The 24,167-nt window shown below is 43.5% G+C and carries 25 protein-coding genes and 1 other annotated feature; of the genes, 1 reads left to right on the top strand and 24 read right to left on the bottom strand.

What is annotated here, in order from left to right; all coding sequences use genetic code 11:
* Positions 1 to 49 precede the first annotated feature (49 nt).
* Positions 50 to 225: a binding site (T-box leader), on the bottom strand.
* A 39-nt stretch (positions 226 to 264) separates the two neighbouring features.
* The 15 genes from recO to rpsU all read right to left on the bottom strand — a co-directional run bounded on the left by recO (position 265) and on the right by rpsU (position 11,861).
* Positions 265 to 1,032 (bottom strand): DNA repair protein RecO, encoded by a 768-nt coding sequence (gene recO, locus AC0DBE_RS02585; protein WP_014114447.1) that lies wholly within the window; start codon positions 1,030 to 1,032, stop codon positions 265 to 267.
* Positions 1,033 to 1,068: 36 nt separating this feature from the next.
* Positions 1,069 to 1,212, bottom strand: a complete 144-nt coding sequence (locus AC0DBE_RS02580; protein WP_003230053.1) for a YqzL family protein — start codon at positions 1,210 to 1,212, stop codon at positions 1,069 to 1,071.
* A 143-nt stretch (positions 1,213 to 1,355) separates the two neighbouring features.
* Positions 1,356 to 2,261: a GTPase Era gene (era, locus tag AC0DBE_RS02575; RefSeq protein ID WP_014114448.1), complete on the bottom strand. Its 906-nt coding sequence runs from the start codon at positions 2,259 to 2,261 to the stop codon at positions 1,356 to 1,358.
* Positions 2,242 to 2,652 carry a cytidine deaminase gene (locus AC0DBE_RS02570; RefSeq protein WP_003226204.1) on the bottom strand — a complete coding sequence of 137 codons (411 nt, stop codon included), beginning with the start codon at positions 2,650 to 2,652 and terminating at the stop codon, positions 2,242 to 2,244. The genes era and AC0DBE_RS02570 overlap by 20 nt, the downstream gene beginning before the upstream one ends.
* Before the next feature lie 120 nt (positions 2,653 to 2,772).
* Positions 2,773 to 3,144, bottom strand: a complete 372-nt coding sequence (locus AC0DBE_RS02565; RefSeq protein ID WP_072566561.1) for a diacylglycerol kinase family protein — start codon at positions 3,142 to 3,144, stop codon at positions 2,773 to 2,775.
* Complete coding sequence (gene ybeY, locus AC0DBE_RS02560; protein WP_014114451.1) at positions 3,125 to 3,598, bottom strand: rRNA maturation RNase YbeY; 474 nt, start codon at positions 3,596 to 3,598, stop codon at positions 3,125 to 3,127. The genes AC0DBE_RS02565 and ybeY overlap by 20 nt, the downstream gene beginning before the upstream one ends.
* Positions 3,599 to 5,734: a cyclic-di-AMP phosphodiesterase PgpH gene (gene pgpH, locus AC0DBE_RS02555; protein WP_072566562.1), complete on the bottom strand. Its 2,136-nt coding sequence runs from the start codon at positions 5,732 to 5,734 to the stop codon at positions 3,599 to 3,601.
* A 78-nt stretch (positions 5,735 to 5,812) separates the two neighbouring features.
* Positions 5,813 to 6,772: a PhoH family protein gene (locus AC0DBE_RS02550; protein WP_472960969.1), complete on the bottom strand. Its 960-nt coding sequence runs from the start codon at positions 6,770 to 6,772 to the stop codon at positions 5,813 to 5,815.
* Positions 6,769 to 7,965, bottom strand: a complete 1,197-nt coding sequence (gene yqfD / locus AC0DBE_RS02545; protein WP_072566564.1) for a sporulation protein YqfD — start codon at positions 7,963 to 7,965, stop codon at positions 6,769 to 6,771. Before yqfD ends, AC0DBE_RS02550 begins: the two co-directional genes overlap by 4 nt.
* Before the next feature lie 18 nt (positions 7,966 to 7,983).
* On the bottom strand, positions 7,984 to 8,265 hold the full coding sequence (yqfC, locus tag AC0DBE_RS02540; RefSeq protein ID WP_003226191.1) for a sporulation protein YqfC: 282 nt from the start codon (positions 8,263 to 8,265) through the stop codon (positions 7,984 to 7,986).
* Between the two features lie 56 nt (positions 8,266 to 8,321).
* Positions 8,322 to 8,741 carry a hypothetical protein gene (locus AC0DBE_RS02535; protein ID WP_072566565.1) on the bottom strand — a complete coding sequence of 140 codons (420 nt, stop codon included), beginning with the start codon at positions 8,739 to 8,741 and terminating at the stop codon, positions 8,322 to 8,324.
* Positions 8,742 to 8,765: 24 nt separating this feature from the next.
* Positions 8,766 to 9,761: a flotillin-like protein FloA gene (gene floA, locus AC0DBE_RS02530; protein ID WP_014114455.1), complete on the bottom strand. Its 996-nt coding sequence runs from the start codon at positions 9,759 to 9,761 to the stop codon at positions 8,766 to 8,768.
* A gap of 21 nt (positions 9,762 to 9,782) precedes the next feature.
* Positions 9,783 to 11,096: an NfeD family protein gene (locus AC0DBE_RS02525; RefSeq protein WP_072183156.1), complete on the bottom strand. Its 1,314-nt coding sequence runs from the start codon at positions 11,094 to 11,096 to the stop codon at positions 9,783 to 9,785.
* A gap of 130 nt (positions 11,097 to 11,226) precedes the next feature.
* Entirely contained in the window at positions 11,227 to 11,673 is a 447-nt protein-coding gene (locus AC0DBE_RS02520) for a GatB/YqeY domain-containing protein (RefSeq protein ID WP_003226182.1), read from the bottom strand.
* A 14-nt stretch (positions 11,674 to 11,687) separates the two neighbouring features.
* Entirely contained in the window at positions 11,688 to 11,861 is a 174-nt protein-coding gene (rpsU, locus tag AC0DBE_RS02515; protein ID WP_003152957.1) for a 30S ribosomal protein S21, read from the bottom strand.
* Between the two features lie 172 nt (positions 11,862 to 12,033).
* On the opposite strand from rpsU, the gene AC0DBE_RS02510 reads away from it, so the two are divergent.
* Positions 12,034 to 12,957 carry a Na/Pi symporter gene (locus AC0DBE_RS02510; protein WP_472960964.1) on the top strand — a complete coding sequence of 308 codons (924 nt, stop codon included), beginning with the start codon at positions 12,034 to 12,036 and terminating at the stop codon, positions 12,955 to 12,957.
* 35 nt (positions 12,958 to 12,992) lie between these two features.
* On the opposite strand, the gene mtaB is transcribed toward AC0DBE_RS02510, so the two are convergent.
* From mtaB to lepA, 9 genes are all read right to left on the bottom strand, one after another.
* The gene (gene mtaB / locus AC0DBE_RS02505) at positions 12,993 to 14,348 is read right to left on the bottom strand and encodes a tRNA (N(6)-L-threonylcarbamoyladenosine(37)-C(2))-methylthiotransferase MtaB (protein ID WP_472960962.1); all 1,356 of its coding nucleotides are present in this window, start codon (positions 14,346 to 14,348) and stop codon (positions 12,993 to 12,995) included.
* Positions 14,348 to 15,118 (bottom strand): 16S rRNA (uracil(1498)-N(3))-methyltransferase, encoded by a 771-nt coding sequence (locus AC0DBE_RS02500; protein ID WP_472960960.1) that lies wholly within the window; start codon positions 15,116 to 15,118, stop codon positions 14,348 to 14,350. The genes mtaB and AC0DBE_RS02500 overlap by 1 nt, the downstream gene beginning before the upstream one ends.
* A gap of 22 nt (positions 15,119 to 15,140) precedes the next feature.
* Positions 15,141 to 16,076, bottom strand: a complete 936-nt coding sequence (prmA, locus tag AC0DBE_RS02495) for a 50S ribosomal protein L11 methyltransferase (RefSeq protein ID WP_014114460.1) — start codon at positions 16,074 to 16,076, stop codon at positions 15,141 to 15,143.
* 24 nt (positions 16,077 to 16,100) lie between these two features.
* Positions 16,101 to 17,228, bottom strand: a complete 1,128-nt coding sequence (gene dnaJ / locus AC0DBE_RS02490) for a molecular chaperone DnaJ (RefSeq protein ID WP_014114461.1) — start codon at positions 17,226 to 17,228, stop codon at positions 16,101 to 16,103.
* 198 nt (positions 17,229 to 17,426) lie between these two features.
* The gene (gene dnaK / locus AC0DBE_RS02485; RefSeq protein WP_014114462.1) at positions 17,427 to 19,262 is read right to left on the bottom strand and encodes a molecular chaperone DnaK; all 1,836 of its coding nucleotides are present in this window, start codon (positions 19,260 to 19,262) and stop codon (positions 17,427 to 17,429) included.
* A gap of 23 nt (positions 19,263 to 19,285) precedes the next feature.
* Positions 19,286 to 19,849 (bottom strand): nucleotide exchange factor GrpE, encoded by a 564-nt coding sequence (gene grpE, locus AC0DBE_RS02480; RefSeq protein ID WP_003237097.1) that lies wholly within the window; start codon positions 19,847 to 19,849, stop codon positions 19,286 to 19,288.
* A 71-nt stretch (positions 19,850 to 19,920) separates the two neighbouring features.
* Complete coding sequence (hrcA, locus tag AC0DBE_RS02475) at positions 19,921 to 20,952, bottom strand: heat-inducible transcriptional repressor HrcA (RefSeq protein WP_014114464.1); 1,032 nt, start codon at positions 20,950 to 20,952, stop codon at positions 19,921 to 19,923.
* 80 nt (positions 20,953 to 21,032) lie between these two features.
* Entirely contained in the window at positions 21,033 to 22,172 is a 1,140-nt protein-coding gene (hemW, locus tag AC0DBE_RS02470; RefSeq protein WP_472960955.1) for a radical SAM family heme chaperone HemW, read from the bottom strand.
* A gap of 55 nt (positions 22,173 to 22,227) precedes the next feature.
* Positions 22,228 to 24,063, bottom strand: a complete 1,836-nt coding sequence (gene lepA, locus AC0DBE_RS02465; protein WP_014114466.1) for a translation elongation factor 4 — start codon at positions 24,061 to 24,063, stop codon at positions 22,228 to 22,230.
* Between the last annotated feature and the right edge of the window lie 104 nt (positions 24,064 to 24,167).

The following is a 24,167-nucleotide window of genomic DNA, read 5'->3' as shown; positions in this document are numbered from 1 at the left end:
CTGCGGCAGCAACCAAAAAACTCCCGTCTCTATGCTTGCCAGCCGCAAACATAGGGACGAGAGTTCTCCCGCGGTTCCACCCTAGTTGCTGAGAACAAAATCCCAGCCTCTTTTTTTGAAATTGCTCAAGAATGCCTTTCGTTGCGTGCTCATCCTTAGCTTACACCGTCCTAAGGTCGCTTTCATGAGGTAAACGCAAGTACTTCTTTCTCTCACTGCAACATATTTTATAATAAATGATCATATAAAAAGATGGACCAGATGTCAACTTTTGTTTTCACCCATCAGATGTTTCATGCTTTCCATTTGATCTAAAAAGCGCTTTGATTTTAAATATAACCCTGAATATTCTTCATAATATAAATCAATCACTTGCTTTAATTCAGCTTTTGTTTCCTGCTTTAAGGACACATTGCCCAACCTCGACAAATCGAAGTAATAAAACAGTCTCAAAAGCCTTGCCGTTTGCGGTTTAATTGGAACCCTGTAGGGATCTTTTTCAAAGCAGCGATGGCAAATAAAACCGTTATCACGAACAGAAAAATGGAAGGTCCCATCCTGGCTTTTACAATGCACACAGTGATTCAGCTCAGGGTACAGCCCCATGACACCGAGCATCTTCATTTGAGCAATGAAGATGATGACATCCGGATCTGTTCCTTCATTCAGCTGTTTAAACGATTCTAAAATGAATTCAAACAAATAAGGGTTTGGCTTCTTTTCTTCTGTGCCTTTGTCGACTAGCTCAGCAATATAAGCAGCATATGCTGTTAAAAACAAATCTTCCCTGATGCCTCTCATGCTGAGGATCATTTCACCCTGCTGAAGCGTTCCGAGGCCCGTTGTTTTTTGCATTAAAAATGAACCATACAAAAAGGGCTGGCTGACTGCTGATAAACGGCTGTTCGGTTTTTTGGCGCCTCTTGCCATAACACCTATTTTTCCGTGTTCTCTTGTCAGTAATGTAACGATTTTATTCGTCTCTCCGTAATCATTTGTGCGAAGAACGATTCCTTCACATTTTGTCAGCATTTCCGCACCTTCCTAAAGCAGGAGCGGCCAAGAGGTTTATAAAATTGGATAATCAAATCGGGCTAGCTCATCTTCTAGTTCTTCGGGTCTTTCCATGTTCTCTTTTTCCAGCTCTTTAAAAAGAAGATACGTATCAACATTTCCTGTTTGAGAAAATACGTTCCAGGTAAAATTCAACACAAGAAACCCACCTTTCTGTAGTTAAACTAGCTTACCTAACTCCAAATTCTTACCTTTATCTTGACCAGATGTCCTCCATTTCATGTTAAACAAAATTTGCTAATGTATCCCTGTTCCTGTGAGAAAATGACACAGCAAGGAGATTAATATTCGTCCTCTTTAAAGCCAAAATCGCGAAGCTGGGACATTTTATTGCGCCAGTCTTTCTGCACTTTGACCCACAATTCAAGGTAGACACGGGAGCCTAACAGTGCTTCAATATCCGCTCTCGCTCTTTTTCCAACCTCTTTCAGCAGGCTTCCTTTTTTTCCGATCACAATGCCTTTCTGGGAATCCCGTTCGACCACAATCGTTGCCGCTACGTGCACAGAACCGTTGTCCTGTCCTTTGATGGATTCGATGGCCACCGCAATGCTGTGCGGGATTTCTTCTCTCGTCAGATGCAGCACCTTTTCCCTGATTAATTCAGAAATGATAAAGCGCTCTGGATGGTCGGTTACCTGATCACTCGGATAGAATTGCGGCCCTTCCGGCAAATACGCTTCAATCTGTGTGAGCAATGTTTCGATATTATTTCCTTCTAAAGCAGAAATCGGAACAATTTCCTTAAAAGGATAACGTCCCCGATATTCGTCAATTAACAAAAGCAATTGATCGGGATGAATTTTGTCAATTTTGTTTACGATTAAAAATACAGGCGTAGACATATTCTGCAATTTCTCAATGATGAATTCGTCGCCCTTCCCGTAGCCTTCCTCGGCGTTGATCATAAACAAGATCAAATCGACTTCTTTTAATGTATTTTGCGCCACTTTCATCATAAAGTCCCCAAGCTTATGCTTAGGTTTATGAATCCCTGGTGTGTCAATAAAAATCGTTTGTGATGTGCCTGTCGTCAAAACTCCTTGCACCTTGTTTCTCGTCGTTTGGGGCTTATCGCTCATGATCGCGATTTTTTGTCCAATGACTCTGTTCAAAAATGTAGACTTTCCTACGTTTGGTCTTCCAATAATGGATACAAATCCTGATTTAAAGCTTTCGTTCGTCATGTAAATCCTCCGATGAAAATGCGCCTGGCAATAATTCTTCCACAGTCATTTCTTTTATTTGTCCTTGTAAATTAGTCAACACGACAATAACGTCCTTTGTGCAAAGCTCAGAAATCACCTGGCGGCAGGCTCCGCACGGAGATACCGGTCCAGGGGTGTCAGCCGCAACGGCCAGCATCTGAAACTCTGTATCCCCTTCAGAAACAGCTTTAAATAAAGCGGTACGCTCAGCGCAATTGCACATGCTGTATGCCGCGTTCTCGATGTTGCAGCCTCTGTACACTTTTCCATCCTTGGTAAGAAGAGCGGCTCCTACTTGAAACTTGGAATACGGCGCATATGCCATATCACGTGCTTTTAAAGCTTCTGTTATCAATTCTTGTTTGTTCATGTGTACATGTTCCTCTCTTACCTATAATGGTACCGCTATCACTTTATATTTTACATAATCGCGCGCTTTTTTTCACGCCCATTTCTAAAAATGTAAAATAAATGTAAGAATCTTCAGCCATTACAGCTTTGGCAAAAAAATAAGTAAACCAATGATACACGAAATGACGGCAAAAACGCAAACAGCCCCGGCGGCAGCGTCCTTAGCCGCTTTAGCAAGTGGGTGATGTTTGTCTGTTATTAAATCAACCGTATGCTCAACGGCTGTATTTAAAAGCTCCAGCGAAAACATTCCTCCGATCAAAAGGATAATAATCGCCCACTCAATTGGGCTGAGCTCCACGAGGAAGCCGCAAATGAGAACAGCGCAGGCGGCTGCGACATGAAATTGGAAATTCCGCTCCGTCCGCGCTGTTTCCCAGATGCCCCGGCCTGCATGCACGAAGCTTTTGAAGAATCGCTTCAGCTCATTTCTATGATCTCTTGAGTCCATAGGCGTCCAGCAAATCCTTTTGCTTAGTAAACATCTCCTTTTCTTCCTCTTTCGTCATATGGTCATATCCTAAAAGATGCAGAAATCCATGGACGGCAAGAAATCCGAGCTCTCTTTTAAAAGAATGATTATATTCCTCTGCCTGCTCCCTTGTGCGATCCGCACTGATGATAATATCACCTAAAACCGGCGGCATTTCTGCGCCTACGATTTCAACCTCGCCTTCTCCCTCTTCTTCAAGAGCAAATGAGATGACGTCTGTCGGCGTATCCTTTCCGCGGTAATCTTTATTGATCTGCTGGATGTCTTCATTGGTAACGATCGTGACAGAAACTTCAGCCTGATCCTGAACGCCTTCACGTTCAGCGGCAAATTGAAGCAGATTTTCTACTTCTTTGAGCATCTCTTCAGAGACACTCCCCGTTTCATCAACAATATCAATCAGTAAACTCATCTATTTCACCTTCTTAGTAGCCTCCGGATATTCAATCCGGGAGTGGAAAATTCCTTTTAATGTTGCACAGAGCGTTTTTGCGATTGTATCCAGCTCCTTAAATGTCAAATCGCATTCACTGAACTGTCCGTCCTGAAGCTTATCGGATATAATACCCCGGACAAGCTTTTCAATTCGTTCAGGATTTGGATTATGCATGGATCTGACTGCCGCTTCAACACTGTCAGCAACTGATATAATCGCGGCTTCCTTTGACTGCGGCTTTGGTCCTGGATAACGGAACTCTTCTTCTGTAATCTGGTCGCCTTTTTCCTTCGCTTTATAATAAAAGAACTTTAAAAGCGAGGTTCCATGATGCTGCTCAGCAATATCGACAAGCTCTTTCGGAAATTTATAGCTTCTCAGCATATTCGCACCGTCAGTGGTATGAGAAATGATGATATTTTTACTCAGCTGAGGAGACAGCTTGTCATGCGGATTGTCAATATTCATTTGGTTTTCAATAAAATATTGCGGACGCTTTGTTTTCCCAAGATCGTGGTAATACGCGCCGACTCTTGCAAGCAAACCATTGGCTCCAACCGCCTCACAGGCTGCCTCTGACAAATTGGCGACCATTACACTGTGATGATATGTACCTGGTGTTTCTGTTAATATTTTTCGCAGCAGCGGATGGTTAGGATTAGACAGCTCAAGCAGCCTCATAGTGGATAAAATGCCAAAGCCTGTCTCAAAAAACGGCATCAGGCCGATGATCAATACAGACGAAGCAAATCCCGACACAACGCCCATCAGCATTAACGTGCCGATTTCAAGACCCGATAGCGCAGTGTTTTGGATCAATAACAAAGAAAGAACGACAACCATATTAATAAACGCTACGAAAAGCCCGGTCTGCAAAATCTTTGATCTTGCATTGTGTTTTCCTAAAAATAAAACACCTGAAATCCCGCTGATCAAATAATAAATTCCTATGACATAATTGAATGTTCCTGTCACACCCTGATTAAACATCATACTTCCGCAAATCGCAAGAATGATACTTCCCAAAATGGCAATGCGTTCATTCATCAGCAGTTTGATTAAGATCGCGCCGGCCGCAATGGGTACCAGGTAGCCGATATTATTATATTCCATCTTCTGGAACAAACTGACAACCTCCATAATAACAAGCAAAAGCGTTGTGATAATGGAGAACAGCAGGATGGATTGGTTTTTAAACTTCAGGTTTTGTTTCTGTTTTTCAAAATAATATACAAGTGTTGCAATGAAAAGTCCGATCATAATCAATAGGCCGCTGATCGGTTTAAAGAGATTTGAGTTATTTAATAACCCGGTCAGCTCGAGTTTTCTGTACACTTCCCGATCAATAAGGTCATTTTCTTCCACGAGCACCTGACCCTGTTTGATCTGAACCTGCTGGACATTGTCTGACGCTTCCTGCCGCTTTGCCTCTGTCGCTTTCGGATCGAAGACGTAATTCGGGATAATAGCAAAACGCCCGATTTCTGTCGCAGCTCCCAAGTATTTAGATGGGATAGAATTGCCCTTTAGCTCTTTTTCTACTTTATCCTTTGCATCAGATAGTTTATCCGATGAGATTTCACTGCTCATGACCGTATTCACTGCCGTGATGACCGTATCTCTGACAAAAGAAAAGTCTTCACTGTCTGCTTTCAGCAATGTCTTGATGGAATCCTCTGATATGGAATCATTCACATCTGACGTTAATTTGTTCTTCACAGACTTAACCATTGATTTTTCCGATGGTGATTTGCTGTCTTCTTCTGATGATTTTTTCACTTCGCTGATACTGTCAAATATAGATGACACAAGGTCAATCCGGTTGTCTGTGTATTCTTTTTTTAATGTATATTGATCTTCAACCGCGTCCTCAGCGGCTTGCTTTTTTTCCTCTGTGGCTTTTTGATCTTCCACGGTTGCCGGAGCATAAATGGTCTTGTCGCTGACTGAAAATAGGTCTAAATCAAGTGTTTCCGGCTTAACATGTACAAAGAGCAAAGCAAACATAATGGCAGCCAGCAGAAGATACAGCAGTACATGCATGGAGCGGGCATTTTTAAAGCTGCTCCATTTTTTTGAGCTGCTTTTGGTCTTCCCCTTCTTTTTCAACACAAGAACCTCCTCTTGAAACATCAAGCCCATAAGCAATCATAAAAATGACCCGATAACGCGCGATCGGGTCATTCAGCATTAATTTTGCTTATCGTATGCTTCAATAATTTTCGCAACAAGCGGATGTCTGACCACGTCTGTTTGGTCTAGCTCAATCATAGAAATGCCGTCTATTCCTCTCAGCATCTCCTTCGCTACTGCAAGTCCCGATTTGACGCCTTTCGGCAGATCAATTTGGCTAACGTCACCTGTAATGATCATTTTAGAGCCAAAACCCAGTCTCGTCAAAAACATTTTCATTTGAGCAGGCGTGGTATTCTGTGCTTCATCAAGTATAACATAAGCATCATCAAGCGTCCGTCCCCTCATATATGCAAGCGGAGCAATTTCAATGATGCCTCTTTCCATCAGACGTTCTGTATGATCTGCCCCAAGCACATCATGAAGAGCGTCATACAGCGGGCGCAAATAAGGATCTACTTTTTCTTTGAGGTCACCTGGGAGAAAACCGAGGCTTTCACCAGCTTCCACGGCAGGTCTTGTTAAAATGATTTTTTTGATATGTCCGTTTTTTAAAGCATGGACTGCTTTTACGACAGCCAGATACGTTTTCCCGGTTCCCGCCGGGCCGATGCCGAATACAAGGTCATTCCGCTTCATAGCGGCCACGTATTCCCGCTGTCCCATTGTTTTCACACGGATTGGTTTGCCTTTTGCAGTGTTTGTAATTTCTTCTTCATACATGCTTTCAAAGTATTCAAGTTCATTCTTCTTTGCCATTTTGACGGCGTAAATCACATCACGTTCAGAGATCTCTATCCCCTTGCGAATTAAAGCGAGGAGCGATCCCAGCAGCCTGTCTGCAATCTGAAACGATTCTTCATCGCCTGAAACATAAATCGTTTCGCCGCGCGTAATGATATTTACATTCAGATCTTTCTCCATCAATTTCAAAAAAGAATCTTGGTTCCCGAACAGTGAAAGCGCCTCGTCCGGGCTTTTCAGTTTTTGATTCATCGCAAGTAAATGTTCTGTCATTCTTCAGTCTCCCTGACAATAGGTGTGGTTTGAACGATATCTTCTATAACTTGGTAGAGAATAATCAACTTTACTTTACCATTCTCAACAGTCTGGTGCAAAACTTTTTCACTTTTCACCTCGCCGTCTTCGCCTATTTTATCCTCTACATCCTGTTTACCCAATTTAATGCCTTCTTGAACTGCTTCTTCTTTCGTATATTTTCGCAAAGCCTCTTCACTTTCTCTCGTTTGCTCTTTGATATAGGATACAGGGAGCTTAAATCCGAGAAAATTCAGCGAATGCTTTTCTTGTTCTGTTTTTGGGTGCTTCAATTCCTCTTTTTTAAACGTCATCCCCCAGATCGGGATTGCCAAAGAGCCAAAAGAAAGCTTGTGCTTTGTCCTTACTTTGCCCGTATAGACGTTAAATAATGTTTCAAGCGGGACCGTCACTTCGGATCTGTACCAGGTTTCTCCATAAATTTCTGCTTTTGAGGCGACTTCCTGCTGATGCTCTTCACTGCCGATCAGTCCCGAAACAAGCAGCTGTCCCTTTTCCACATGATCGTGGATTGCGGCCATCGGCTGTCCTTTTTGCACAAACATTCTTGTAATGGTTGCTTTCTTTTTGGCGACAATATCGCGCGGGCTAACATACTTTTCTTTTTCGGGCTCATTTTTCTCCACGACTTTCATGTGAATGGTCGTCCCCTTCAGATCAACTCCGACCCAAGTGATATTGTCTATTCCATTGGTTAACGATTTTTGTATTTTTTCGGGCGACATCATTAAAAACTGCAGACGCCCCTTTTTGACGCCGATTTCATTAAGATGCTGCATCATTTGATGTTCCGTTTCAGGCTTAGCGCCTGTCACATCAATTTTCCACACCATATTGGAAAGCAAAAACAAAAGGATGAAAAACATTGCAAAACCGATCGTAAACCCTATATTCAGCTTTGATTTCAGCAACAGGAAAGGAAATCCCTTCCGATTGATAAATCGGGCTTTACATTTAAATTTTCTTCTGACCCGCCGAAAGGCATGTACATCCTGAAGCTGTATATATAACGATACGGCTTCTTTCTTTTTTTTGACATGAAAAACCGGAATCCCCTGTCTTGTGCATTCATTAAGGAGCCTCTCGATCCCTCTTCCCGTCAATTCAAGCTGGACCTTACCCGAAAAAAAAGACAGCCATTTATTTTTCACAACATTTCCCCCTCGGCTTTATGACTCAACATATCGAACGACATCAATCGTACCCTCCAAAAGAATTTCTTCCGGAAGAATTGCCTTGATGACAAAGTTTTTACCTGATATGATGCACTGGCCCTGCTTCAGCATCAACCTCACTTCATTCTCACTGAAAAGCAATAGGCCTCTGTGGTTTTCTATGTAGATATGAAGTCTGCCAACCATTGTAATCCGCGGCAGATCCATCATAACGTCCGGGGGAATTTCCAATGCTCTTGTCAGCCAAGCTTTCATACGATTCTTTCTTTGCCCCATACAAAAAGAACCCCCTTTCATCTCATATGTATGATTTGAAAGGAGGTTCTAACACTTTAATTTTTACGGGCCGAGCGCATCGTATGGTGAGGTTTTTTCGCTCTTGGAGGCCCGAATACCTCTCCTAAGACGATCCCCTGTACCACAGTGTCTTTATTAACCTGGAGCATTTTTTGTTTTGTGTATACTGCTTTTTGTTTACCTGCAGTAAGGTCACGTTCCAGCCCTTTCAGGTTTCTTTCTGTTTCTCTGCGTCTTTCTTCCGCTTCCCGCCTTACCTGTTCCATGCGGTTGGGAATAGGTACAGGAGCCTCTTCTTTTGACTGCTTCTTTTGAGGAGAAGCCGTTTGCACCTGCTGAGGTTTATTTCTGTTTTGGCTGTTGTTCTTTTCCTCTTTGCTCTTTTTACCGAAAATCATAGAAATGATTCCGATAACCGCTGCGATGATTAGCGGATTGGTCAGTATATCTTCCATCAGCGTTCTCCCTTCTTAGAGAGATTATGATTTACTGTCTTCATCAGACGAATCTTTCGTCAACTTGCCGAATGAATCGCGCATTTCTGTATCAGCATCAATGTTTTTGATATTCATGTAGTCCATGACGCCAATATTCCCTTCACGCAAAGCTTCTGCCATCGCAAGCGGCACTTCCGCTTCCGCTTCTACCACTTTCGCGCGCATTTCCTCTACGCGGGCACGCATTTCCTGTTCTTGAGCGACAGCCATCGCACGGCGCTCTTCCGCTTTAGCCTGCGCGATGTTTTTATCAGCCTCGGCCTGATCGGTTTGTAAAATCGCGCCGATGTTTTTGCCAATGTCAACATCGGCAATATCGATCGAGAGAATTTCAAACGCAGTTCCTGAGTCCAACCCTTTTCCAAGTACTGTTTGTGAAATCATGTCAGGGTTTTCAAGCACTTTCTTGTGACTTTCGGATGAACCAATTGTAGAGACAATCCCTTCGCCGACACGGGCCACAATGGTTTCTTCCCCTGCTCCCCCAACGAGACGGTCGATATTCGCTCTTACTGTAATTCTCGCTTTCGCTTTTACTTCAATTCCGTCCATAGCCACACCAGCAATGAACGGCGTTTCAATTACCTTAGGGTTAACGCTCATTTGAACGGCTTCCAAGACGTCACGGCCAGCAAGATCGATGGCGGCACAGCGTTCGAATGTGAGTTCAATGTTGGCTCGCTGAGCAGCAATCAGTGCGTTAACGACTCTGTCAACATTTCCTCCGGCGAGATAATGGCTTTCAAGCTGATTAGTGGCAACATTAAGCCCAGCTTTATGCGCTTTAATCAATGGGTTCACCACTCGGTTTGGTATAACGCGGCGAAGCCTCATTCCGATTAAAGTGAATATGCTGATTCTCACTCCGGCTGCTAATGCGGAAATCCAAAGCATAACAGGCACAAATGTAAAAAATACAGCTAAAACAATGATCCCCACTACGATAATAGCCAGAATCATAAGTGTTGATGGATCCATATCAATTCTCCTCGTTTCTGTTTAAATTTCTCTCACGACGATGCGTGAGCCTTCCACTTTTACTACTTTTACTTTCTTATCTTTTTCTGTAAACGATCCCTCCGAAACAACGTCAAGGCGTTCATCATCAATAATGACAGTACCAGCAGGACGCAGCGGTGTAAAGGTTACTCCTACTTTGCCTATTAAATCCGTGCGCGTTTGATTTGATACGTAGCCGCTCTCCGTATTTGTAGAATCATTTAATACAAATTTCTTAAAGAATTTCATACGCTTTCCCAACACCCTTGTCAGTAAGATGAAAGCTGTTATAGAAACAGCTGAGGCGATCAAGAGAGAAACCGCCATGACAGTGAAGCTCCCCGCGGCTAAAAACAGGCTCGCAATAATCGCTCCTAAGCCCAGTAATCCAATGATTCCCCCGGGAAGGAAAATCTCAAGCAGGATGAGGATCACCCCTGCTATAAAGAGAAGAACTGTCTCGTATCCGGCAAAGCCGGCTGCAAGATGCCCGTAAAAGAACAGCAACAAGGCGATGAATCCAACCGTTCCAGGAATGCCGACGCCCGGGGAAAAAAGCTCTACTGTCAGGCCTAAAAAAGCGATTGTCAACAGAATAGGAACAATGACCGGATTCGTCAGCCATCTTGCTGTCTTTTCTGCAAAGCTTTCCTTTGCATAGATGGTTTCCGCCTTTTCGAACCCTAGCTTCTTTACGAGCGCGGATAAATTGTCAGCCGTACCTTCTGAATAACCTACATCAATCGCCTTATCAGCGTTGAGTGTCAGCAGATCTCCCTTCGGCGCGCCGGCTTCCTTGGCATCTATATCCGGATCAGCCATTGCGAGCGCATATTTTGGATCGCGATTATTTTTCACTGCGGCATCTTCCAGCTCTGCCAGCCAAAGTGATTCAGCTTTTTGGTCAGCGGCATTGCCTTTACCGTCAATAATCGCGGCTGCTCCCATTTTTCCGCCGGGCGCCATATAAATGTTATCGGCTTGCAGGGCAATATATGCACCAGCTGACAACGCACGTTTGTTTACATATGCAGTTACGGGGATCTCGCTTTCAGTTACCGAGTCCGCTATATCAATAGCTGATTTGACCAATCCTCCCGGCGTATTGATATCAAGAATAATATGATCTGCATGTGCTTCTTTTGCATCCTGTAACGAACGGGACAAAAACGAGGCGAGGCCCTGTTCGACATTTTTTTCAACCGGGATCACATAAACCGTTTGTTTTTCTGCTTTGGCGTTCAGCTGTACGCCTAATAAAGAAAGTAAAAATATACTCAAAAGAGCAGCACGAAATCCTTTGATTTGAAGCAAGGGCGGTGTATCCCTCCTTCCATTTATAATAGGTGCCTTCTCTTCATACGTAACAAATGTATCAAAGGTTTCATTTTTTTATGTATAAAAAAAGACATCTCTCTTAGAAAGATGTCCTTTTTTACGCCTTTTAAGACAATTGACTGCTGACAAGCTTATTAATTAAGCTTCCGTCAGCTTTACCTTTTACTTTAGGCATAATTGCACCCATTACTTTTCCCATGTCCGCTTTTGAGCTCGCACCAACCTCAGCAATGGTTTCATTTACGATTGTAAGCAGTTCTTCTTCTGACAGCTGCTCGGGTAAATAAACTTCTAAAATGTCCAGCTCTTTTTGAACTTTATCTACTAAATCTAAACGATTAGCGTTTGAAAATTCCTGGAGGGAGTCTTTACGTTGCTTAAGTTCACGAGAAAGGACAGTGAGTTCCTCATCCTCGGTCAAACTGTCTTTCTTAAGCTTAATTGCTTCATTTTGAAGTGAAGCCTTAACCATTCGAACGACAGTCAGTTTGTCTTTCTCACGGTTTTTCATATATAGCTTCATATCCTGGTTAAGACGCTCAAGAAGACTCATAAATCCACCCTCTTTTAGAATTTGCGTTTTCTAGCAGCTTCAGACTTTTTCTTGCGCTTTACGCTAGGTTTTTCATAAAATTCGCGCTTTCTTGCTTCTTGCAAAGTACCTGTCTTTGATACACTGCGTTTGAAGCGACGAAGAGCATCTTCAAGCGATTCGTTTTTTCTAACGACCGTTTTTGACATTCTCTTTCCCTCCCTCCGAATACACCAATCGACTACCTTTAAGTTACACATATAAACATGTACTTTGACATTATAATATAAGCCTTCAGTCAGGTCAACTAAGTGAGTTCACTTTTCCGTCATGTGTGCGACTGCCTGTCTATATAATGATAGAAAGGGGTTGATGAATAGGATGTTAATTCTGATTAGCTTTACTGTTCTTATATTATTCTTTCTCGCAGGCATGAACATGCTTCGAAAAGGCTTAATTTCAATGGCGTACTCAAAAATTGAAGAACGTTTGCTTTTATTTACGGACCATCCGTTAAAAGCGTTTCTGATCAGCATTGTATTTACAGGGATTCTTCAGAGCAGTTCAGCCTTTATGGTTATTGTCATCGGCTTTGTCAGTGCGGGCGTTCTTTCTTTTAAGCGGACGATACCGATGATTCTGGGAACAAATGTCGGATCTACCTTTACAACTGAGTTTATTGCTATCAAAATGGATATTTTGATTTGGGTTCTTTTAATAGGAGGTTTATTGTTTTTTCTGACTGGCAGATATCCGTTGAAACAGCTGGGAACAAGCTTCCTCGGTCTCGGCATCATCTTTTTTTGCATCAGCGGGTTCAGCCACCTTGCAGGGCCGCTTACAAAGCTGAAAACGGGAGCTGAAGTTCTATACCATGTTAACGATTCAAACTGGTCCGCTTTGCTTATCGGTATGGTGTTAACCGCAATCATTCACTCAAGCTCTGTCTGTATCGGCATTTTGATGAGCTTTATGAATGAAGGCATTATCGGACTGACACAGGCGATGAGCGTCGTGCTCGGTTCAAACATCGGGACATGCATTACAGCTGTCATGGCTGCTGTATCCGGCGGATATGCGGCGAAACAGACAGCGTATGCCCATGTGGTGTTTAACGTGCTGGGCGTGGCTCTTGTATTTCCTTTTCTGACGGCAGCGACCGGTTTTGTAGAACAGTTATCACCTGATCCCGCACAAAGGATCGCACATTTCAGCCTTTTATTTAATGTGGTGACAGCTCTTTTATTTCTTCCGCTTACAAACTTGTTTTACCGCTTGATTCACTTTCTTATTCCAGCTAAATAAAAAAACCCGGTACATGTAGATGCACCGGGTTTAGATTAAGAAGACAAACGCATGTGTTCAGTTATTTCATCCTCAACAACACGGACAAATTGCCCTTCATTGTAAGGATAGCCTGCTTTTAGGATTTTGACTTTCACGATTTTGCCGATCATATCTTCCGCACCTTTAAAAACAACCTTCATATAGTTATCTGTGTAACCGACAAACATGTTCTCTTCTTCCGTTTCCTTATACGCTTCCTCAGGGATGATCTCAAGCACTTCATTTTCATACTGAGAAGCATATTCCTTCGCAAGCTGGTTAGATAGAGCAATCAGGCGGTGTACACGTTCATTTTTTACGTTTTCATCTACTTGGTCTTCCATTCGTGCAGCTGGCGTTCCTGTACGTTTACTGTAAGGGAAAACATGCAGTTCAGAGAATTTATGTTCTTTAATAAAGTTATAGGTTTCCATAAATTCTTCTTCTGTTTCGCCAGGGAACCCTACAATGACATCAGAAGTAACAGCTAAGCCTGGCAATGCTTTTTTCAGTTTGTTTAAACGGTCTGCAAAAAACTCCATCGTATATTTACGTCTCATCCGTTTAAGAACTGTGTTTGATCCAGATTGGATAGGAATATGCAAATGATTTACAATCTTATCTGAGCGGTCTAAGACTTCGATCACTTCGTCTGTGATTTGGCTGGCTTCAATTGAAGAAATTCTAATTCGTTTAACACCTTCAACACGAGTGTCTAATTCGCTCAAGAGCTTCGCAAAGTTGTAATCTTTCATATCTTCGCCGTAGCCGCCTGTATGAATACCTGTAAGAACAATTTCTTTATATCCGGCATCGACGAGCTGCTGCGCTTGTTTAATGACTTCTTCAGGGTCGCGGGACCGGAGCAGGCCGCGCGCCCACGGAATGATACAGAATGTGCAGAAATTATTGCAGCCTTCCTGTATTTTCAATGACGCTCTTGTCCGGTCAGTGAAAGCAGGTACATCAAGCTCTTCATACACTCTTGCTTTCATGATGTTGCTGACGCCGTTAATCGGCTGGCGTTCTTCACGGTATTGGTCGATGTAGCCGAGCATTTTTTCCCGATCCTGTGTTCCGACTACAATATCGACACCAGGGATCGCCATAATCTCAGCAGGCGAGGTTTGCGCATAGCAGCCTGTGACACAGATGACACCGTCAGGATTTTGACGAATGGCGCGTCTGATCACTTGGCGGCTTTTTTTATCCCCCGTATTTGTTACCGTACATGTATTAATGACATATACATCAGCTGTTTGTTCAAAGTCTCTTCTTTCATAGCCCGCTTCTTTGAAAAGCTGCCAGATTGCTTCTGTTTCATAATGGTTGACTTTACAGCCAAGCGTATGGAAAGCAACAGTTGCCATTACTGATCACCTCTTAATAACTCTGTTTGATAAGAAATCGCACTCAACGCGTATAGCGGAGCGGTTTCTGTCCTTAAAATTCTCGGTCCAAGGCCGCACGGCACACTGTCTTTCTCTGTGAGCCGTTCAACCTCCGCTTCTGTTAAACCGCCTTCGGGACCAAATACGATCAAAAGGGATGATCCTTTCGGAAGGCTTCGTACAACTGCGCTGAATGCGCTTATTTCACCTTTCTTCGATGACTCCTCGTATGCAACGACACATTTATCGAAATCTTGCATCCATTGAAGAAGCTGCTGAAAAGAATGGACATCCATCACTTGCGGCACTTCGTTACGGTACGATTGTTCAGCCGCTTCCTTCGCAATTTTCGCCCATCTTTCCCGCTTTTTCTTTGCCTTTTTGTCATCCAGCTTAACAACAGAACGCGCGGCTTGAAAAGGAATAAAGGCGTGAGCTCCGAGCTCAGTCCCCTTTTGGATAATCCATTCAAGTTTATCTCCTTTCGGGAGGCCGCACGCAATATAGACCTTTATCGGAAGCTCTCTGTTTTCATTCGTCCATTCTACCACAAGGCAGGACACATTATCTTTGGAAACAGATTGAAGTTCACATTTTGCCTCGAAGCCGTCCTGAGAACAGCAGATAATCTGATCTCCCTCATTCATTCTCATCACGTTCACAATATGATGAACATCTTCGCCGGTAACCGAAAAAGCCGGCGCTTCCTCCATTTGCTGCTTCGTGAGCTCGATAAAATATCGTTGCATACGCAGTGACACCTACTAACTGTTATTTTTTCGCAATAATGCTGACCCAATCTTCCATTGAAAGGATTTCTACAATGGTAAAGCCAGCTTGTTCCAGTGATTCTTTTACTTCTTGTTTTTTATGCCCGATGATTCCTGATGTAATAAAATGGCCGTCTTCTTTTAACAGGCTGTACGCTTGTGAGGTAAAGCGAAGAATGACTTCAGCCAAAATGTTGGCAACAATCACATCATGCTCCCCTTCAATCCCGTCTAACAAATTGTTTTGCTTGACTTGAGCAATATCGCTCACTTTGTTCAGCTTGAGATTGAGGCGTGCACTTTCTACAGCCACGGGATCAAGATCGTAAGCATGGACCGATTCAGCCTCAAGCATTGCAGCCGCAATACTTAAAATGCCAGAACCTGTACCGACATCAATCACCTTATCACCCTTTTGCACAATGCGTTCAAGCGCCTGAATGCAGAGGACGGTTGTCGGGTGTGTGCCTGTGCCGAAAGCCATACCAGGGTCCATTTCTATAATCAGTTCATCAGTATGGACCGGCGTATATTCCTCCCACGTCGGCACAATTGTAAACTTTTCAGAAATTTTCACAGGATGATAATACTTTTTCCAGGCAGTCGCCCACTCTTCTTCATTCACTTCAGAAATGGTGATGTGATTTCTGCCCAAATCAATATTATAGAGAAGCAGATTATTAATCGTTTCTTTAATGCCGTCCACCGTTTCGCCTAGAAAACTGTTAACCGGCAGGTATGCTTTGACAATGACACCCTCGTCTGGATAATCATTGGGGTCGAGCTGGTAGATTTCCCCGTACACATTCTCACGTTCTTTAATTAAATCAAGCGGGTCCTCTATCACAACCCCACTTGCACCAGCTTCATGCAATATATTTGAGATAGGTTCGACCGCTTCATGTGTTGTGTGAATGCTTAATTCGGACCATTTCAAAACTACCAACTCCTCATCCAATAATTAATCGCCTTTAAACGCGCGTTTTACCTTGTCAAAGAAACTCATTTCCTGTTCGTCAGGCAGGTTTCCGCTGACCTCGGCAAATTCGCGGATAATGTCTTTTTGTTTATCTGTCAGGTTTGTCGGCGTAACGACGCGGACGACGATATGCTGGTCACCCTGTCCATAGCCTCTGACATTTTGAACGCCTTTTCCTCTTAATCTGAATTTTGTCCCTGTTTGTGTACCGGCAGGAATTTTCAATTTCACTTTTCCATGCAGCGTCGGAACTTCCACTTCATCACCAAGAGCAGCCTGAGCAAACGTTAACGGCATTTCACAGTAAATATCATCGCCGTCACGCTCGAAGAACTCGTGGGCGCGCACGTGGAACACGACAAATAAATCCCCGGCAGGGCCGCCGTTTACTCCTGGTTCACCCTGTCCCGAGAGACGAAGCTGCTGTCCGTCATCTACACCGGCTGGAATTGTCACGTTAATTTTTTTGCGTTTTTTGATTTTTCCTTTGCCGCCGCAATCCGCACATTTGTCTTTAATAATTTTGCCCGTACCTTCACAGTGGTGGCAGACCCGTCTGTTCACGACTTTTCCAAACGGCGTATTTTGCTCCACGTTTAACTGGCCGGAGCCTCCACAGTGGGAGCACGTTTCCGGGTTTGTTCCAGGTTTCGCACCTGAACCTTTACATGTGTCGCACGTTTCCTCACGCGGAATTTCGATGGTTGTTTCTTTACCGAAAGCGGCATCCTCAAACGACAAGGTCATCGTATATTGCAAATCGGCACCTTGGCGCGGTGCGTTTGGATCTCTTCGTCTTGTGCCTCCGCCGAAAATACTTGAAAAAATATCATCGAAACCAAAACCGCCGAAATCGCCGCCGCCAAAACCTCCGCCGCCGAAGCCCTGATTAGGATCAGTATGCCCAAATTGGTCGTAATGCGCACGTTTTTGGTCATCTGACAGCGCTTCGTACGCTTCTTTTACCTCTTTAAATTTTTCATCTGATCCGGCTTCTTTATTAATATCTGGATGATATTTTTTTGACAGCTTCCGATAAGCTTTTTTAATTTCATCCTTTGAAGCGCTCTTACTTACTCCCAGCACTTCATAGTAATCACGCTTACTCATCTCGCTTCACTCTCCCGAATTTCTCACATAAATTAGATTGTATCATTTTGAATTATGATTTTTCAATTCCTTTTATCCCGGGCAAGAAAAAAAGTCAAAGCCAAGAGATGCCTGACTTTGACTTTCTAATCATTGAATCAGATTATGAAATGTGCTCTTTTGGTCAGCCCCAGAAGCGGGACTGACTCGGAGAAGAACTTATTTTTTGTTTTGGTCGTCGTTTACTTCTTCGTATTCAGCGTCAACAACGTTGTCATCCGCTTTGCCTTCAGCGTTTGCTCCGCCTTGAGCTTGCTGTGCTTTGGCAGCTTCTTCATAAAGCTTCATAGAAAGCTCTTGAACGATTGCTTGAAGCTCATCTTTTTTCGCTTTGATCTCTTCAAATTCATTTTTCTCAATCGCTGCTTTTAAAGCGTCTTTGGCATCATTGGCTTTTTTCACTTGTTCTTCGTCCACTTTGCCTTCAAGATCTTTTAATGTTTTCTCAGTTTGGAAAACAAGCTGATCTGCTTCGTTGCGGACTTCGATTTCTTCTTTTTTCTTCGCATCAGCGTCAGCATTTTCTTCCGCTTCTTTTACCATGCGTTCGATCTCATCATCAGAAAGACCTGAAGAAGATTTGATTGTAATGTTTTGCTCTTTTCCTGTGCCTAAGTCTTTTGCTCTTACGTTTACGATACCGTTTTTGTCAATATCGAAAGAAACTTCGATTTGAGGTACGCCGCGCGGTGCTGGCGGGATATCAGTAAGCTGGAAGCGGCCGAGTGTTTTGTTGTCGGCAGACATAGGGCGCTCACCTTGAAGAACATGGATATCAACAGCTGTTTGGTTATCAGCAGCAGTTGAGAACACTTGAGATTTGCTTGTCGGGATCGTCGTATTGCGGTCGATCAGTTTTGTGAACACGCCGCCCATTGTTTCGATACCGAGAGAAAGCGGTGTAACGTCAAGAAGAACTACGTCTTTTACGTCACCAGTGATAACACCGCCCTGAATCGCAGCACCAAGCGCCACAACTTCATCTGGGTTTACGCCTTTATGCGCTTCTTTTCCAGTTTCTTTTTTGATTGCTTCTTGTACGGCAGGGATACGAGTTGATCCGCCGACAAGGATAACTTTGTCGATTTCGCTTGCAGAAAGCCCTGCATCTTGAAGCGCTTGACGGACAGGACCCATTGTGCGCTCTACTAAATGAGAAGAAAGCTCTTCGAATTTAGCGCGAGTTAATGTAAGTTCAAGGTGAAGCGGTCCTGCTTCTCCAGCTGTGATAAACGGTAAAGAAATTTGCGTAGAAGATACGCCGGAAAGATCTTTTTTCGCTTTTTCAGCTGCGTCTTTCAAACGTTGAAGCGCCATTTTGTCTTTTGACAGATCAATGCCGTTTTCTTTTTTGAATTCAGACACAAGGTGATCGATGATGACTTGGTCAAAATCGTCACCGCCCAGACGGTTGTCACCGGCAGTTGAACGAACTTCGAATACACCGTCGCCAAGTTCAAGGATTGAAACGTCGAATGTACCGCCACCAAGGTCGTATACTAGGATCGTTTGATCTTCATCTGTTTTATCAAGTCCGTATGCAAGCGCTGCTGCAGTCGGCTCGTTGATGATACGTTCTACTTCAAGACCTGCAATTTTACCAGCGTCTTTTGTCGCTTGACGCTCAGCATCGTTAAAGTAAGCAGGAACTGTGATAACTGCTTTTGATACTGTTTCGCCAAGATAGCTTTCAGCGTATGATTTAAGGTGTTGAAGGATGATAGCAGACACTTCTTGAGGAGTGTAATCTTTTCCTTCAATTTCCACTTTATAGTCAGTACCCATATGGCGTTTAACAGACATGATTGTGTTAGGGTTTGTGATAGATTGGCGTTTAGCCACTTCCCCTACTTGGCGTTCGCCGTTTTTGAATGCAACAACTGATGGCGTTGTGCGGTTTCCTTCAGCGTTAGCAATAACTTTAGGCTCGCCGCCTTCAAGCACTGCCACACATGAGTTTGTTGTTCCTAAGTCGATTCCGATAACTTTACTCACTTGAATAACCTCCTGCTATGTAATTATTGATTCACTTTTACCATGGAAGGGCGAATGACGCGATCCTTCAGCTTATAGCCTTTTTGCATTTCCTCAACAACAATGTTGGAGCCATAGTTTTCATCTTCAGCCTGCATAACGGCTTGATGCAGATTAGGATCAAATTCCTGCCCTACAGCTTCGATGGCTTCCACGCCTTCTTTTTTCAAGGCTTCTACGAGCTGACGGTGGACCATTTCCATTCCCTGGAGCAAACTTTTCGTCTGTTCATTGTCGGCTTCAACTTGAAGCGCTCTTTCAAAGCTGTCAAGAGCCGGCAGCAAATCAGCCACGATGTTTTGAGAACGGTATTTTTGGGACGCTTCCATCTCTAAACGGCTGCGTCGTTTATAGTTTTCAAAGTCTGCTTGAACACGCAAAAGTTTGTTTTCTTTTTCCTCAAGCAAACCTTGCAATTCGTTAATTTGATTTTGAAGAAGTTCGCTTTCATTTGTTTCTTCCTGCTGTTCTTCAGCGGCAGCTTGTTCTTCAATGACTTCTTGCTCTTCTGTTTCGTTTTGTTCAACGGTTTGTTTTTCTTCTGACATTGTGTTCACCTCCCTCAAAGTGTAAGGAGAAGGGCGGTTGCTGCCCTTCGATAAAATTTGCCAAAATTCCCTTATTCATCATACAAACTTGTTAATGCTTTTGACAAGTCCGAAGTCACATGCTGAAGCAGGCTGACAACCCTGGAATAATTCATGCGGGTTGGACCGATGATCGCAATTGAGCCGATCTGCTTCTGATCAACGGAATAAGAAGCCGTAATCAGACTGCAGTTTTCCATCTCTTCATAGTCGTTTTCTTTCCCGATTTTAATCGAAATTCCCGTGTGTGGGGATTGAACGAGCTTTAAAACATCCTGTTCTTTTTCGATTAATGAGAGCAGTGACCGAACTCTAGTGATATCATGGAACTCTGGCTGGTTCAGCATATTGATTTTTCCGCCGAAAAACAATTTTTCAACGTGATTTGTGGAATGAAAAGTTGAACGAAGCGCGTCAAGAATATTGTCATAGTTCTTAATGTGCTGTCTTAAGTACATGACGACTTCCTTAAATATACGCTCATTCAGTTCATCCATTGGAACGCCGCTTAAACGGTCGTTCAATATATTTACCAGCTTTTCAATATCAGACAGATCCATTTTGGCTGGAAAATTAATCGTTTTGTTTTCCACATGCCCTGTATTGGTAACGAGAATTGCTACCGCCATATCAGGTTGAATCGGTATGATTTGAATCTGTTTAAGGTAATTCTCACTCAGCTTCGGCCCGAGTACGATGGATGTGTAATTCGTCAGATCGGACAATATTTGCGCTGATTTTTGAACTGTCTTCTCCAGCTCGAAAATTTTCTCTTTGAAGATCGAGTGGATTTGGTCCAGGTCGCTTTTTGTCAGTTTGACGGGTGAAAGCAAATGGTCAACATAGTACCGGTACCCTTTTTCCGACGGAACACGTCCTGAGGATGAATGGGTTTTTTCAATGAAGCCCAATTCTTCCAAGTCAGCCATCTCGTTTCTTATTGTTGCAGAGCTAAATGTGATTTCATCTTTTTTCGAAAGAGTTCTTGATCCTACCGGCTGTGCCGATTTAATAAAATCGTTGATTATGACCTGAAGGATCAGCAGCTGACGATTTGTTAACATCATCATCACCTCTGTTAGCACTCTCAATAAGCGAGTGCTAATTCTATAACAAAAGTATCAAACCACAAGAAAAATGTCAATTATAACTCACCCAAAAAAGCGCCAAAAACTTCATTACCTAATAATTTCCCCTGATGAGTCAAACAAACGGCAGACTCCGAATTGTGAATCAGCCCTTTTTCAGTGAGGTCTTTTAATACGTTTGGAAAAAGTTCATCCAGTGAACGACCGTATTTTTCTGCAAATCGTTTTTTGCTGACACCGGCTGTTTTTCTCAACCCCAAAAACATTTCTTCTTCAATTTGTTCCTCTGTTGTCACGTCATGTGTATCTCTATACGGAAAGCCTTTTTCGGCTATCAGGTCAATGTAATGTTTGACAGGTCCTACGTTTACTGTCCGTGTGCCGCTGATATATCCGTGGGCCCCTGCTCCGAAGCCGAAATATTCCTCGTTGCTCCAATACGTCAGATTGTGCTTTGATTCCAAATCTGCCTTGGCAAAGTTGCTGATTTCATATTGATGAATGCCGTGAGCTTCCATACGTCTCATCACCATTTCATACATTTCGGCTTCCTGCTCCTGCGGCGGAAGATGAAGCCGCCCTTTTTGCATCAAATTATAAAATACCGTTTTCGGCTCTACAATGAGGGAGTATACGGAATAATGCTCGGCATCCAGCGATAAAGCAGTGTTTAAAGAATGATCCAGATGCTTGAGGGTTTGTCCCGGGAGCCCGAACATTAAATCAAGACTGATATTGTCAAAACCGATTTCCCGCGCCCTTTCAAAAGAGGCAAATACATCTTTTTGCTTGTGCACCCGGCCGATTTTTTCTAACAGATCGTCTTCGAACGTTTGGACACCAAAGCTGAGGCGATTTACGCCGGCTTCTTTTAATATGTTTAATTTCTCTGCGGACAAGTCGTCCGGATTCGCTTCAACCGCAAATTCCGATAATGCGCTTGAGGGCTTCAGCACTCGTATGATCATGTCCATCAACTTTTTGAGCTGTTCCTCAGTGAGAGAGGTCGGCGTGCCTCCTCCGATAAAGATCGTTTTGAGGTCAGGCTTCCCTGTTTTTGCTATTGTATTTATCATTTCCTGTTCGAGTGCGTTTAAATACTCGTCAACAGGCTGGCTTTGAATAAAATATTTATTGAAATCGCAGTAGTGGCAAATGTGCTCACAAAATGGGATATGGATATAAGCTGATTTCAACGAATTCACCTTCTTTACAGAAAGAAGCCGCAGTACAGGACTGCGGCGGCTTCTATTATTTTTTCGGACTGTCGTCCATTTTCAGGACCGCCATAAATGCTTCTTGCGGCACTTCAACTGAGCCGACCTGCTTCATTCGGCGTTTTCCTTCTTTTTGTTTTTCAAGAAGCTTCCGTTTCCGCGAGATGTCTCCGCCGTAACATTTAGCCAATACGTTTTTACGCATCGCTTTAATGGTAGAGCGGGCCACGATTTTCTGGCCGATCGCCGCTTGAATCGGTACTTCAAAGTGCTGGCGCGGAATGAGCTCTTTCAGTTTTTCTACAATTACTTTTCCGCGTTCGTACGCGTAATCGCGATGCACAATAAATGAAAGGGCGTCGATTTTTTCTCCGTTCAGCATAATGTCCATCTTGACAAGTTTAGACGGTTTGTAGCCGATCAGTTCGTAATCAAAGGACGCGTAGCCTTTTGTGCTTGATTTCAGCTGATCAAAAAACTCATAGACGATTTCCGCTAATGGCATGTCATAAACAATGCTGACGCGATTAGCGTCTAAATATTGCATGTCGATAAAATTGCCGCGTTTTCCTTGGCAAAGCTCCATCACTGCACCGACATAATCGTTCGGCACCATCATTGTCGCTTTTACATACGGCTCTTCTATCCGTTCAATCTTTTGAGGGTCAGGCATATTTGACGGATTATCAACCACCACTTTTTCTCCGTCTGTCATATACACATCATATATAACACTCGGTGCTGTGGTGATCAGGTCAATTTTAAACTCACGCTCAATCCGCTCCTGGATGATTTCCATGTGAAGCATACCTAAAAATCCGCAGCGGAAACCGAATCCGAGCGCTTGGGATGTCTCTGCTTCATATTGAAGCGATGAGTCATTCAGCTCAAGCTTTTCAAGAGCTTCCCTTAAATCGTTGTATTTGGCCGTATCGATCGGATATAAACCGCAATACACCATCGGGTTCAGCTTGCGATATCCAGGCAATGCTTCGGCAGCCTGATCGGCCGCGCTTGTTATCGTGTCACCGACGCGTGTGTCACCGACATTTTTGATCGCGGCAGTTAAAAAGCCTACATCACCGACCGTCAGTTCATCTGTCGGAGTTGCTTTCGGCGTGAACACACCGACTTCTGTCACTTCAAACTCTTTGCCGGTCGCCATCATTTTGATTTTTTGCCCCGGCTTTACCGTTCCTTCAACAACTCTGATATACGCCACGACACCGCGGTAAGCGTCATAAAGCGAGTCGAAGATCAGCGCTTTGAGCGGCGCCTCCGGATCTCCGGTCGGAGCGGGCACCTTTTCTACGATCTGTTCTAAAATCTCCTCAATCCCGATACCGGCTTTTGCTGAAGCAAGCACGGCTTCTGATGCGTCAAGGCCAATAACATCCTCTACCTCTTGGCGCACGCGTTCCGGCTCGGCGCTCGGCAGATCGATTTTATTGATGACCGGAAGTATTTCAAGATCGTTGTCAAGCGCTAAGTAGACATTGGCGAGCGTCTGCGCTTCAATTCCCTGTGCTGCATCCACGACAAGAATCGCTCCTTCGCAGGCAGCAAGGCTTCGGGATACTTCGTACGTGAAGTCGACGTGTCCTGGCGTATCAATCAGATGAAAAATGTATTCCTCTCCGTCTTTTGCTTTGTATTTAAGCTGAACAGAGTTTAACTTAATCGTTATACCCCGTTCACGTTCAAGATCCATAGAATCGAGCAATTGTTCTTTCATTTCTCGTTGAGTGATTGCCGACGTTTTTTCTAAAATACGATCCGCTAAGGTCGATTTTCCGTGGTCAATATGGGCAATGATAGAGAAGTTCCGTATTCTCGACTGCCTCTCTAAACGCTTTTCTTTATCTGTCACAATCTATCACTCCTACTATTAAACGCAAAATACACTAGCTTAGATTATATCAATAGGATTGTAAAGATTCAATGTAAAACAAGAAAGAGAAAAGTTCCCTGCCA

The sequence above is a fragment of the Bacillus sp. VA15 genome (assembly GCF_055721145.1).
This window is presented reverse-complemented; position numbering and strand designations above follow the sequence as displayed.